The sequence below is a fragment of the Bradyrhizobium genosp. SA-3 genome (assembly GCF_004212635.1).
Classification (GTDB): domain Bacteria; phylum Pseudomonadota; class Alphaproteobacteria; order Rhizobiales; family Xanthobacteraceae; genus Bradyrhizobium.
In genome coordinates this window covers 1-12,905 of record NZ_PSRT01000192.1, presented here as the reverse complement: position 1 = coordinate 12,905, position 12,905 = coordinate 1, and the positions used below count along the sequence as shown (strand labels likewise).

Annotated in this window: 12 protein-coding genes and 2 pseudogenes; 11 read left to right on the top strand and 3 right to left on the bottom strand. The window is 65.2% G+C overall.

All coding sequences use genetic code 11. The features are described 5' to 3' along the window. Positions 1 to 272: pseudogene (locus CWO91_RS38560) on the bottom strand (LysM peptidoglycan-binding domain-containing protein); the annotation flags it as partial. A 176-nt stretch (positions 273 to 448) separates the two neighbouring features. Here CWO91_RS38560 and CWO91_RS38555 point away from each other — a divergent pair. From CWO91_RS38555 to CWO91_RS38520, 8 genes and pseudogenes are all read left to right on the top strand, one after another. Continuing rightward, positions 449 to 1,141 (top strand): hypothetical protein, encoded by a 693-nt coding sequence (locus CWO91_RS38555; protein WP_130220619.1) that lies wholly within the window; start codon positions 449 to 451, stop codon positions 1,139 to 1,141. Between the two features lie 108 nt (positions 1,142 to 1,249). Next, on the top strand, positions 1,250 to 3,913 hold the full coding sequence (locus CWO91_RS38550; protein WP_130220618.1) for a bifunctional diguanylate cyclase/phosphodiesterase: 2,664 nt from the start codon (positions 1,250 to 1,252) through the stop codon (positions 3,911 to 3,913). A 333-nt stretch (positions 3,914 to 4,246) separates the two neighbouring features. Continuing rightward, positions 4,247 to 5,209, top strand: a complete 963-nt coding sequence (locus CWO91_RS38545; protein ID WP_130220617.1) for a helix-turn-helix transcriptional regulator — start codon at positions 4,247 to 4,249, stop codon at positions 5,207 to 5,209. A gap of 48 nt (positions 5,210 to 5,257) precedes the next feature. Further along, positions 5,258 to 5,516 (top strand): annotated as a pseudogene (locus CWO91_RS38540) (helix-turn-helix domain-containing protein); the annotation flags it as partial. Between the two features lie 98 nt (positions 5,517 to 5,614). After that, entirely contained in the window at positions 5,615 to 5,920 is a 306-nt protein-coding gene (locus CWO91_RS38535; RefSeq protein WP_244551392.1) for a hypothetical protein, read from the top strand. Positions 5,921 to 6,028: 108 nt separating this feature from the next. Beyond that, on the top strand, positions 6,029 to 7,234 hold the full coding sequence (locus CWO91_RS38530; RefSeq protein WP_130220616.1) for an NAD(P)/FAD-dependent oxidoreductase: 1,206 nt from the start codon (positions 6,029 to 6,031) through the stop codon (positions 7,232 to 7,234). Positions 7,235 to 7,402: 168 nt separating this feature from the next. Continuing rightward, positions 7,403 to 8,149 (top strand): SDR family NAD(P)-dependent oxidoreductase, encoded by a 747-nt coding sequence (locus CWO91_RS38525; protein ID WP_130220615.1) that lies wholly within the window; start codon positions 7,403 to 7,405, stop codon positions 8,147 to 8,149. A gap of 211 nt (positions 8,150 to 8,360) precedes the next feature. Continuing rightward, positions 8,361 to 9,317 (top strand): MBL fold metallo-hydrolase, encoded by a 957-nt coding sequence (locus CWO91_RS38520; protein ID WP_130220614.1) that lies wholly within the window; start codon positions 8,361 to 8,363, stop codon positions 9,315 to 9,317. A gap of 134 nt (positions 9,318 to 9,451) precedes the next feature. Here CWO91_RS38520 and CWO91_RS45165 read toward each other — a convergent pair whose 3' ends face one another. After that, positions 9,452 to 9,574 (bottom strand): hypothetical protein, encoded by a 123-nt coding sequence (locus CWO91_RS45165; protein ID WP_256477651.1) that lies wholly within the window; start codon positions 9,572 to 9,574, stop codon positions 9,452 to 9,454. Positions 9,575 to 9,907: 333 nt separating this feature from the next. Between CWO91_RS45165 and CWO91_RS45160 the strand changes: the two genes are divergently transcribed. Then, a complete protein-coding gene (locus CWO91_RS45160) occupies positions 9,908 to 10,042 on the top strand; it encodes a hypothetical protein (RefSeq protein WP_283811074.1) in 135 nt (44 codons plus the stop codon). 123 nt (positions 10,043 to 10,165) lie between these two features. Further along, entirely contained in the window at positions 10,166 to 11,305 is a 1,140-nt protein-coding gene (locus tag CWO91_RS38510; protein ID WP_165406005.1) for a lactonase family protein, read from the top strand. A 62-nt stretch (positions 11,306 to 11,367) separates the two neighbouring features. Here CWO91_RS38510 and CWO91_RS43480 read toward each other — a convergent pair whose 3' ends face one another. After that, positions 11,368 to 11,739, bottom strand: a complete 372-nt coding sequence (locus CWO91_RS43480; RefSeq protein WP_165406004.1) for a hypothetical protein — start codon at positions 11,737 to 11,739, stop codon at positions 11,368 to 11,370. 217 nt (positions 11,740 to 11,956) lie between these two features. On the opposite strand from CWO91_RS43480, the gene CWO91_RS38500 reads away from it, so the two are divergent. Further along, positions 11,957 to 12,850: an efflux RND transporter periplasmic adaptor subunit gene (locus CWO91_RS38500; protein ID WP_165406003.1), complete on the top strand. Its 894-nt coding sequence runs from the start codon at positions 11,957 to 11,959 to the stop codon at positions 12,848 to 12,850. The last annotated feature ends 55 nt before the right edge of the window (positions 12,851 to 12,905 follow it).

The window sequence follows — 12,905 nt, the reverse complement described above, 5'->3', positions numbered from 1 at the left end:
CCCGCCTTCGGCTCGGGCGCGCTGGCCGATGCGGCTGGGGCCGGCGGCGCGCTGGCAGCAAGCTTCGACCCTTCCGGCTTGGGTTCCGGCTTCAGCTCGGGCTTGGTTTCGATCTTGGGTTCGGCCTTGACCTCCGGCTTGGCGGCGACGGCGACTTCGGTCTTCGCTTCGCCCGGCAGCAGGCGGCGCAGTTCGGTGGGGCCGATCACCAGCACGGTGCCGCCCACCGCGAGCAGACAGAAGGCAATGAAGGCCTTGGATGCGGTGATCATCGGAAATGAACCTTGGGACGCAAATCAGCCGAGGGCAGCAAATTGCGCCGATTTCGCTGCGGCAGCAAGACGATCGTTGGGATGATGCGCAGCCGCGCCCGGGATGAACCGGCGCGGCCCCGTCGGCGTCATATGAACGAGACCGCATTGCCGCACATTTTTTAAGGATTTTCCCCGTGAAAGCATTTTGCCGCCCTGCACCATGGCTGGCGCTTGCCCTGACGCTGGCTATCTCGCCTGCGTTCGCTGCCTCCGGCCCGCCGCCGGGCTTCGTCCTCACCGACGATGCAGATCTCGGCTTCACCTCGCCCGACAAGGCCACCAAGCTCGAGCAGTACATGAAGGACGGCGAGGATTTCGACGTCAAATGGCAGGTGTGGGCGCGACACGGCGAAGGAATGACCGAGCTGAAGCCCGAGCAGGGCTATCCGGCCGGCTTCCGTTTCACGAGCGATTCGCAATGGCTGGTGCGGATGCAGAAGACCGGCTCGGGCGAGCAGGACCTCTTTCTCTACCATGTCGAGAAGGGCGCCTTCGTCAGCGCGACGAAGCATTCGCTCAGCGATCTCGCCTGGGCTTATTTCCACAGCCGGTCGGACACGCGGAAGATGAAGCTCGACTACCACATCTCGGCCAATCTCGTGAAAGGCACGGAAGAGGCCTATCGCGGGCTCGGCGTGAAATGGCCCGACAACCGTTACCTCGTGATCTCGCTGTCGGGCGAAATGGACAAGCATCCGAAGAACGTCGCCATGAAGGGCCTCGCCGACTGGCGCTGCCGCTATGATCTCAAGACCGGGACCTTCGACGTGCCGGCGATGTTCGCCAAGGCGAATGCGGAAGCCCTGAAGTGGGAGATCCGGCGGTGACGCCGGGGAACAACCCCCTGATTCCGTTCCGATTCATATTTTCGTAACCCTTGCTGGTAACGGGGTCTTGTCGGTTTTGCTGCATCTTGCGTCCCACGGGAGGGCTGGATGGGCACATCGATCCGATGGACCGCGCGGATGCGCGCGCTGCTGCGCAGCTGGCGCGGGGCACCGCTGACATGGCTGATCGTCGGCGGCTTCGTGCTGATGGCCGCGACCGCCATCGGCACCGCGCTCACCGTCGACCGCTTCCGGCAGAATGCGATCGAGAGCGGCCGCGAGAGCCTGGAAAGTTCCGTCCGCATGCTGGCGCGGCATTTCGACCGCGAGTTCGAGGACTTTGCGGTGCTCCAGAAGAGCATCATCGCCGAACTCGAAAGCCATGGCATCGAATCCGCCGAGGTGTTCCGCAGCGAGATGGGCACGCTCGCCATGCACGAGGCGCTGCGCGCAAAGGCCAGCGGCTGGTCCGACGTCGCCGGCGCCAATGTGTTCGATTCCGAGGGCGTGCTGATCAACTCGTCGCGGCGGTGGCCGGTCGCCGAGATATCGGTGGCCGATCGCGGCTATTTCAATCGCCTCAAGAATGATCCGGCCGCGCAGGAAGAGATCGAGGTCGTACAGGGCCGGTTCGGTAACGGACCGGCGATCGTGTTCGCCCGGCGCGTCTCCGGCCCGCATGGCGAATTCCTTGGGCTCGTCTCGCGCGCGATCACGCCGGAGCAGCTTGAATCCTTCTTCGCCTCGACCGGGCTCGGCGAGGAATCCTCGATCGCGATGCACCACCAGAACGGTCAGCTGCTCGCGCGCATCCCGCGTGTCGACGCGATGATCGGGCAGAATTACCGCAAAGGCACGCCCGTGCAGATGGCGGTGTTCGAGCGCACCTTCGTCACCACCCAGCTCGCAAGCCCGATCGACGGCAAGGACCGCATCGTCGCCTCGCACCTCCTCACCGGCGAGCCGCTGGTCGTGGTTGCGACCAAGTCGCTGGATGCGACGCTCGCCACCTGGCGCACGCAGACGAAGTTCTTCGTCACGGTGGCCGTGCTGTCGATCGGCCTGCTCGTGCTCACGCTCTATCTGATCTTCCGCCAGGTGACGCACCGGCTCTCGCTGGAGAAGCAGCGGCTCGACACCGCCATGAACACCATGACGCAGGGCCTGTTGATGTTCGATCAGGACGAGCGGCTGATCGTCTGCAACCGCCGCTATATCGAGATGTATGCCCTGTCGAGCGAGGTGGCGAAGCCCGGCGCCCATTTCCGCGACGTGATCCGGCATCGCCACGACACCGGCTCGTTCCACGGCGACGTCTCGTCCTATTGCGATGACATCCTGAACAATGTCGGGCGCACCCAAAGCACCATCGTCGAGACCGCCGACGGCCGGCTGATCGAGATCAAGAACCAGCCGGGCGCGGCCGGCGGCTGGCTCGCCACCCATGACGACGTCACCGCGCGCATCCGCGCCGACGAGCGTATCGCCCATATGGCGCATTACGACGCGCTGACCGACCTGCCCAACCGCGTGCTGATGCGCGCGCATCTCGAGCGCCGCGTCGCCGAGCTTGCCCAAGGCAAGCCGTTCGCGATCCTCTATATCGACGTCGACGAGTTCAAGGGCGTCAACGATTCGCTCGGACACGAGGTCGGCGACGAGCTGTTGCGCCAGGTCGCGAACCGCCTGCGCGCCTGCGTCAGCGGCAACGACATGGTGGCACGGCTCGGCGGCGACGAATTCGCCATCATCAAGGCCGGCACCAACGATCAGGCCCAGCTGACCACGCTGGCGGAAACGATCTTGAATGTCCTGCGCACACCCGTGAACTGCAAGGGCCAGGAGATCCCGACCGATGCCAGCATCGGCATCGCGATCGCGCCCGACCATGGCGATAATATCGACGACCTGCTCAAGCGCGCCGATCTTGCGATGTACGCCGCGAAGTCGGAAGGGCGCCGCACCTTCCGCGTCTTCTCACCCGAATACGACGCCAAGGCGAAGGCGCGCCGGCAGCTCGAGCTCGATTTGCGGCAGGCGCTCGCGCGCGGCGAGTTCGAGGTGCATTACCAGCCGCTGGTCGACCTCGCCGCCGATGTCGTCACCGGCTGCGAGGCGCTGCTGCGCTGGCGCCATCCCGAGCGCGGCATGGTTTCGCCCGCGGATTTCATCCCGGTCGCGGAAGAGACCGGCCTGATCGGCGAGATCGGCGAATGGGTTCTGAAGCAGGCCTGTACCGAGGCCGCGGGCTGGCCCGGCCAGATCCACATCGCGGTGAACGTCTCGCCGGTACAGTTCCGGTCGCGGACGCTGGCGCTCAAGGTCGCCGCCGCGCTCGCGGGGTCGGGGCTGGCGCCGGAACGGCTCGAGCTCGAGATCACCGAGACCGTGCTCATTCGCGACGACGAGGAGGCGCTGACCATCCTCCAGCAGCTGCGCGCGCTCGGCGTGCGCATCGCGCTCGACGATTTCGGCACCGGCTATTCGTCGCTGAGCTATCTGCACCGCTTCCCCTTCGACAAGATCAAGATCGACCGCAGCTTCATCAGCGACATCGGCGAGCCCGAGGATTCCTCGCCGATCGTGCAGGCCGTGGTGCACATGGCCGCCGCCCGCCGCATGGCGACGACCGCCGAAGGCGTCGAGACCGAGGCCCAGCGCGAAGTGCTGCGCCAGCTCGGATGCAGCCAGATGCAGGGCTGGCTGTTCAGCCCGGCTGTGCCCGCGGCGAAACTGAAGCAGCTCTTGTCGGCCCAGGCCGCGGCGGCTTGAGCCGCGCGCTCGTGACTGGCGCTCGATCCGCGATGTCCGTGACGATCGGCACCGAAGCGCTCGTGATGCGGCTGGAACTGATGACACGCGACCGAACGCGGAATGCCCGCTCGCGACATCCGTGCGATCGCCTGTCACGCCTTTTGTCATAAAACGTCTCCCTCACCCTCCGCCCATCGTGCGTTCGCGAAACCCCGCGCCTGCTTGGAGCAGGATCGGACAAAGCGTGGTCGCTTCAGGCAATACGCTGGGGCCTCACAGCCATAGAACGCGCGCCGGTCCGTACAAATACGGGCGACTGATTTGAAGCTCGACTGATCAGGAGGCGCAACTATGACCGGAAACGCCGCTCCCATGCGCGATCCCTCGCAGCAGGGCTTGCCACCCGCACCTGGCGCACAGCCGGAGGACAGCTCCCATTCCGACCGGCGCGCCGCCGGTGCGGAGATGGCGCGCGTGCTCAGGACCGAGCCGTTTCGCATGGCGCTGGATGCCTCCGGCGCCGGCATCGCGCACTGGAAGCACGATCCGCTGCACGACGTCGTCGAGCCCATGGGTCACCACGTGATCATGGCATATAACGGCGTGATGCAGCGCATGGAGCGGCGCTCGGGACGATCGGTCGCGATCGGTACGTTTCGCCCCGGGGTCCTGATCATCATTCCGGAAGGATCGAGCTCCAGGTGGGACATTCCGAAGCCCGTCGACGTGGTTCAGCTCTATCTTCCCGATGCGACGCTGAAGCGCGTTGCCGACGAAGCCGGGACCACCGGACCGGCCGACCTGCTGGAGCGAACGGCGCATCCCGATCCCATCACGTCCCGACTGCTCCTGAGCGCGGTGGACGCGCTGGAGGGCCATGGCGCGCTGGATAATCTGTTCCGGCATCAGCTGACGGATCTTCTGGCCACGCGCGTTCTGGCGGCCCATTCGGGCTCGCCGACCACGTTGCAGCCGACCATGGGCGGGCTGTCGCCGAAAGTCCTGCTCCGTGCGATCGAACGATTGCGGTCCGACAGCGATGCGGACGTCTCGCTCGATGCGCTGGCGTCCGATGCGGGTCTGTCGCGCTTCCATTTCTGCCGCGCCTTCAAGGAGAGCACCGGGCTGTCACCGCATGCCTGGCTGCGCCAGCACCGGCTCGAGCAGGCCATGACGATGCTGCGTGACAGCGACGATGCGGTGGTCTCGATCGCGGCCGCGCTCGGCTATTCCTCGCAGACGGCATTCGCAGCCGCCTTCAGGAAGCTGACCGGCGAGACCCCGAGCGACTGGCGCAGGCGCCACACGCGCTAACGACAATCGCTCGACGCGCAACGAGGTCTCTCTCGATCGCGGGGAGCGCTCGTTGCGCTGGCGTCGGATGCCGGTCTGTCACACTTCCGTTTCTGACGCGCCTTTCAAGGAAAGCACCGGGCTTTCGCCACATGCCTGGCTGCGCCAGCACCAGCTCGAACAAGCCATGAGGATGCTGCGTGACACCAGCGATTCGGTCGTCTCGATCGCAGCCGCGCTCGGCTATTCCTCGCAGACGGCATTCGCAGCCGCCTTCAGGAAGCTGACCGGCGAGAGCCCGAGCGACTGGCGCAGGCGCCAGCGTTAGCAGCAATCGCGCTGTAATCACGGCAATCGCTCTGGCGTAGCGGCAGATCCGATCCGCTAAACCATCACCATGCCCGGACCAATCGACGGAGACCGAAGATGACCTGGAAAAAGATGACCTGGAAAAACTTCATCAGCCGGCGGGTGATCGCCTCGCGCCGCCGAGGCCTTGCGACCGCAACCTTGTACGGACTCTCGCTGGCCGTTCGCTTCACGTCGGCAACGGGCGAGGAGGTGGAGATTCCCGCGCAGGCGCTGCACCCAGCCTACCCGCTGATGTCGATCATGACCCGGGATGGCTCCGGCCTTCCCTACCAGGACTGGGGTCCGAGCGCGGCTCAGTCGGTTATTTTTCGCCAAGCCTGGCCGCCGAATTCGACGCTGTCGCGCTGCGTAGCGCCTTAAGACCAGCAATTCACATCACCTCTTCGCGCCATCGCCGGACGCTGCCCGGAGCGGAGCAGCGACGGCTCGCGCGCGGACTTTCGAAACTGCTTACCAAGGAGCAAACTCATGCGATTAGTCATCATCGGCGCCGGCTTCGCCGGCATGTACGCCGCCCTTTCCGCAGCCCGCCTGCGCGAGATCCAGGGCGTCTCGCCAGAGGCGCTCGAGATCGCGCTGGTTGCCCCCGAGCCGACGCTCGTGGTTCGCCCGCGGCTCTACGAACCGAAGCCCGAGACCCTGACGGCGCCCCTGCGCGACGTGCTCGAGGCCATCGACGTCAGCTATGTGCAAGGCAGCGCCGAGACGGTCGACACCAAATCCTGCATGGTGAAGATCGCCACGGCGAAGGGCACGAGGAAGACACTCTCTTACGACCGTCTCGTCGTGACCACCGGCAGCCGGCTGTTCCGTCCGAACATTCCAGGTCTTGCCGAGCATGGCTTCAGCGTCGATTCACTCGACGACGCCATTGCGCTCGACAAGCACCTGCATGGTCTCGCCAAGCGGCCGGCCACGAACGGGCGCGACACGGTCGTCGTCGCCGGCGGCGGCTTCACCGGCATCGAGGCGGCCACCGAAATGCCGGCACGGCTTCGCGACATCCTCGGCGCCAACGCGAAGACCCGCGTCATCATCGTCGAACGCAACAACGCGATCGCGCCCGACATGGGCGCAGGCCCTCGACCCGTCATCGAGGACGCCCTTCACAAGCTCGGTGTTCAAACCCGGCTCGGTGCCGGCGTCACCTCGCTCGACGAGTCCGGCGTCACCCTGTCCAGCGGCGAACACATCGAGACCGAGACCGTGATCTGGGCGGCGGGCATTCGTGCCGCGCCTCTGACCGCGCAGATCCCCGCCGAGCGCGACAGTTTCGGCCGCTTGCTGGTCGACCGCTGCTTGCAGGTGCCAGGCGTCCAGGGCGTGTTCGCGGCTGGCGATGCGGCACGTGCGGCCTGCGACGACGAAGGCAATTACGCGCTGATGTCGTGCCAGCACGCCACGCGGATGGGCGCCTTTGCCGGCAACAATGCGGCCGCGGAGCTGCTGGGCCTGCCGACCAGGCCCTATCACCAGAAGGCCTATGTCACCTGCCTCGATCTCGGCGAAGCCGGCGCGCTGTTCACGCGCGGCTGGGAACGCAACGTGGAGATGGTCGGCGAGGTCGCCAAGAAGACGAAACGGGAGATCAACACCGTCTGGATCTACCCGCCGCGCGCCGAACGTGCCGTCGCACTGGCCTCGGCCGATCCGGAGCGCGTGACTGACCTCTAGAGCATGATCCGGAAAAGTGTGTAGCGGTTTTCCGAAAAGATCATGCTCAAACAATAACCTAAAGCGCGATGACGATTCATCCTGATCTCATCGCGCTTAAGGCACTCACACGACATCGGCCACGCGACCGTGGCTGGACTGCGCTGTAAGCGAAGAAGGAGATCGAACATGAAAAGTGAAAATGTCGTCATCGTGACGGGAGGCAGCTCGGGCATCGGGCGCGCGGCGGCACTACGTTTCGCCAGACAAGGCGACAAGGTGCTCGTGACCGGCCGCCGTCCCGGTCCTATCGAAGAAACGGTTGCCGAGCATGCAAACATTGCCGGCCTGGTTGCCGATGTCGCCTCCGCTGAAGATGCCAGGCGCACAATTGCCAAGGCGGTCGATACCTGGGGCAAGGTCGATGCCTTGGTCAACAACGCGGGCGCAGGTGCAATTCTTCCGCTGGCCGACGCGACGGCCGATCGGATCATGGACATCTTCTCCGTGAATGTGATCGGCCCAAGTCTGCTCGCCGCTGCTGCTCTGCCTCACCTCAGGACAACACAGGGCGCAATCGTCAATGTCTCGAGCACTTTCGGTCACAGGCCGGCGGGCGCACTGTCCCATTACGCAGCCAGCAAGGCGGCATTGGAGCACTTGACTCGCTGCTGGGCGCTGGAACTCGCGCCGGTCGGTATACGCGTGAACGCGGTCGCTGCGGGGCCCACGGAATCTGGTGCTCTGACTGGCATGATGGGGCTGTCCCTGGAGCAGGCTGCGGCAATCAAGGAGCAGGAGCGCGCGCGCATACCGCTCGGGCGGCGCGGCGTTCCGGACGATGTCGCAGAATGGATCGTCCGGCTTGCCGGCCCCGCTTCAGAATGGGTGACGGGCCAGGTGGTCGCGATCGATGGCGGCTTGGGACTGGCATAGCTGCGCGCATGCGTTGGCAGCAATCACTCTATAGCGACGGCAATCGCTCTGGGGCAGTCGCACGTCGCGTTCGATAAATCATCACGGGACACGAGCAATGAGCGTGCCGCCGATCTCTAAAACACCTCACCAGCATTGACCGCGCTTCCCACGCGGGAAGCGCGGTCAGCCCAGGATCGAACACCAAAATCGAGCACAGGAGTTTTCAACAATGAATCAGACGATCCGCAACACCCAGGAGACAACGAACATGAATTTGCACGACACCTCACACCTCGGCCGGCCGGGCCCCGAAGAACTGGTCCCGTCGCGCTACGCGCTGCGGATCGGCGAGATCGACGTGCTGGTGATCAGCGATGGGGTGCTGACGCTGCCAGGTGCGATGCTGGCCCACAACGCCGACCCGGCCGTCCGCGCGGCCTGGCTGAAGGACATGTTCCTGCCGCCGGATGCTTTCGATTGGGCGCTGAACGTGGTCGTGGTGCGCAGCGGCGGCCAGACCATCCTCGTCGATGCTGGGCTGGGGTCCGACCCGGACTTGCACTTGCCGCGGGCCGGGCAGTTGAGCAAGCGACTGGAAGCCGCCGGCATCGATCTTGGGTCCGTGACCGACGTGGTGCTGACGCACATGCACATGGACCACATTGGCGGTCTGCTCGTCGACGAGGTGAGGGACCGGTTGCGCCCGGACCTGCGCATCCACGTCGCAGCCGCCGAGGTCAAATTCTGGGAGGCGCCCGATTTCTCCCACGTCTCGATGCCGCCGGGATTTCCGGATGCGCTGCGGGCGACCGCCAAGCGGTTCGCGAAAGAGTACCATAACCAGCTGCGCACCTTCGAGGACGAGCACGAAGTGGCGCCGGGAGTGGTGGTCACGCGCACCGGCGGCCACACCCCCGGGCACAGCGTGGTCCGCCTGGCATCCGGCGGCGATCGGCTGACATTCGCCGGCGATGCCGTGTTCACCGTCGGATTCGATCACCCCGACTGGCACAACGGCTTCGAGCACGATCCCGAAGAGGCGGCCCGCGTTCGTGTCCGTCTCTTGCGGGAGCTGGCGGCGAATGGAGAACTCCTCGTCGCCACTCACATGCCGTTCCCCTCGGTCGGCCGGGTGGCGGTCGACGGCGACCACTTTCGCTGGGTGCCGGCGTTCTGGGACTACTGACCTCTAGAAGCATGATCCGAACCTGAAGGGCCGCGTTAGCGCAAAGTGCTGCGGTTTAAGGATCATGCTCAGCGCGAACCGAAGCGCGATGACGATCACCCGATCTCATCGCGCTTTGCCGCACGACAGAAAGTCTACATCATGCCTTTTGCGGCACGCACTTCGGCGATCTCGGCGTCGGGATGGCTGACGATGGTGGCGAACATGATGCCGCTGATGATCAGCGACCAGGCGGTGTCCCAATAGATCCAAAACACGTGCCAGCCTCCGTTTCGATCTCCTCCGCCCGCAGGATCAGGTAACGGCAAGGCGCGGCTGCCGTTCCCGGTGCGAGTGCGCGGCTATTCTTGTTTGGTCGGCGGGGAGCTGCGACCGGTTTGACCGGTGTGGCGCTTTGCCACGACTCCTCATCGCGCTCGCCCTGATGCGGACGCGGCGGCGGCTTGGGCTGGCCTTTCTGACCGCCATGCTTGCTCAATGCGCTGGCGCGGCATTGGTTCGCACTGTGAACGAGGTCATAGGATCGCCGCGGTTTGCGGTGCACGATCGTTGGCCAAGGCATCGCAATTTCGACCGCCGGATTTGGCCTGATGCGGAAACGACTGATCACCTGGACCATCCTGACCTGCGGGCTGCTTGCGGTCACCGTATGGACCGTGCTCGGTCCGCCTAATTACCCGCCCGGCCCACATTTGCCCTCCCGCAGCGTGGCGGCGGTGCGGTAGCCTCCGGGCGACCGATACAATTTCGGCATCGATCGATCCCAACTGGAATTTGGTGCGACGGCGCGCCTCCCGCTATCCTCGACGGCAAAACGACAATGCCGCACCGGCTTTGAGGAGGAGACCATGTTGAGACCGAACCGACGCATCGCATCGCGCCTGCCGCGCGCTGCGATCGCCACCACCCTCGCCTTTCTCGCCCTCATCCCTGGAGTCCGCGCCGGCATGGCCGAAACCTTCGCTTATGTCGGCAACGCCGACAGCAACGACATCAGCGTGTTCAAGATGGCCGAGAGCGGCGAGATGATGCCGGTGCAGACGGCCGCCTTCACCGGCGTCGAAAAGCCGGGATCCTCGACGCCGCTCGCGATTACGCCCGACAAGCGCGTGCTGATCGCCGGAATCCGCTCGCAGCCATACCTCGCGGTGAGCTTCGCGATTGACCCCAGGACTGGCCAGCTCAGGCATGTCGGCAACGGGCCGCTCGCCGACAGCATGGCCAATATCGCTGTCGATCGCAGCGGCAAGTTCCTGTTCAGCGCCTCCTATGGCGGCAACAAGGTCGCACTGAATCCGCTTCAAGCAAACGGCGTCGCCGGCGAGCCGAAGCAGATGATCCCGACCGGGCTGAACGCGCACGCCGTCTTGCCCTCGCCCGACAACCGCTTCGTGTTCGCGACCAATCTCGGCTCCGACCAGGTGTTGAGCTTTGCGTTCGACGCCGCGACCGGCTCGCTGACGCCGAGCGATCCGCCGGCGCACAAGCTGCCGGAAAAATCCGGGCCGCGGCATTTCGTATTCCACCCCGGCGGCAGGTTCGTCTATCTCGTCCATGAGCTGAACGGCGACGTCGCGGCGTTCAGCTATGACGCCAAGAGCGGCGCCTGGACTGAGATCCAGCGTACCACCGCACTTCCGGAGGGCTTCAACGGCAAAGCTTCCGATAAAAAGCCTTGGGCCGCCGACATCCACATCACCCCAGACGGGCGCTTCCTCTACGCCTCCGAGCGCACCACCAACACGCTCACCGCCTACAAGGTCGATGCAACCAGCGGCAAGCTGACCACGATCGGCAGCGTGCCGACCGAGAAGCAGCCCCGCGGCTTCAACATCGATCCCTCCGGGCGCTACCTCGCCGCAGTCGGCGAACTCTCCGACGGCATGACGGTCTATGCGATCGACCAGAGCAGCGGCGCGCTCGCCAAGCTGAAAGCCTATCCCACCGGCAAGAAGCCGAACTGGGTGGAGTTTCTGAGCCTGCCGTGAGGGATGCGCGGCCGGCCCTACGTAATCATCCGTAATTTCGCGTGGCCCGCCTTGGCGCCATATCATCCGGCATGGATCGTCAAATCGTCTTCAAGTGCCCCCAGACCGGCATGAACGTGCAGTATCGGCTTGGCGACGAGCCAACCGATCGGACGCATGTTTCCGTGCCGTGTCAGGCCTGTACGCGCCTGCACCTGATCGATCGCGCCACCGGCAAGCTGCTGGGTGATCGCCGGAGCTGACGGCCAGCCCGCCCCGCGCCGCGACCTCCCGTCCGACGACAGGGCTATCGCATATGAACATTCGAAGCGGTCGTCATGCCCGGGCTTGTCCCGCCTGCGCGGCCGAAGCCGCTTCGGCGAGGCGAAGGCTCGGGCATCCACGTTCTTCGTGCTGCGGGATAAGGCGTGGATGGCCGGGACAAGCCCGGCCATGACGCTGTGGAAGCTTTGGCGCCCCAAAGCTCTGACGTCATATGCGATAGCTCTGCCGTCCGGCGGGAGCGAACCTGATCTCCAATCCCGCGACTAATCAAAGACTTGCCGCGGCGGCCCGCGCCGGCGTGGCTTCCCGCCATGGGACAACGCTGCCGTAGTCCGGCCCGTTGCCATCTGCTATCGATTGAAGGGCTTGAAACCCGTGGAATTTTCGATGCGTCATTTGCCCCGTGCCGTTGCCCGAAGCCTGTTTCCCGCAGCCATCGCCGGCGTGTTCGTTCTCGGCCCATATCCGGCCGGAGCCGCCGAGGACGATGCCCCCAAGGGGCCGGCGGTCACGGTGCTGAAGGTCGCGAAATCCTGCTTCTCCGACATCGTCGAGGCCACCGGCACGATCATCGCGCGCGAGGAAACCTCGGTGCGGCCCGAGCGTCCGGGCCTGAAGGTAACCGAGGTGCTGGCGGAAGCCGGCCAGACCACCACCGCCGGCCAAGTGCTGGCGCGGCTGGCGCTGCCGGAAGGCGGCACGCTTCAGGTCACCGCGCCCGTGGCGGGCGTGATCGCCACCTCGACCGCGCAGATCGGCAATTTAGCCTCGGCCAAGGGCGAGGCCCTGTTCACGATCGTGGCGCGCAGCGAATATGATCTGGTCGGCCTGGTCGCGACCACCGACATGCGCAAGCTCGCCGTCAACCAGCAGGCGACCGTGCGCATCGCCGGCGCCGGCGACATCGACGGCAAGATTCGCCGCATCGGGCCGACCGTCGAGCAAAACATCCAGCAGGGCATGGTCTATATCGGCATCTCCTCGCAGAAGCGCCTGTTGCTCAACGCGAGCGGGCGCGCGCTGATCAAGACCGGGCAGAGCTGCAACGTCGCAGTGCCGCTGACGGCCGTGCAATATTCCTCGGCCGGCACCGTGGTGCAGGTGATCCGCCGCAATCGCGTCGAGACCAAGCGCGTCGAGATCGGATTGATGTCGGGCGGCAATATCGAGGTCCGCGACGGCCTCAACGATGGCGACGTCATCGTCGCCCGCGCCGGCGCGCTGCTGCGTGAGGGCGATCCGGTGCGCCCGGTGATGGCGAGCGCGGAAGCGGCGAAGTAGATATCGCCGTCGTCATTGCGAGCGAAGCGAAGCAATCCAGAGTTGATCTTCCCCC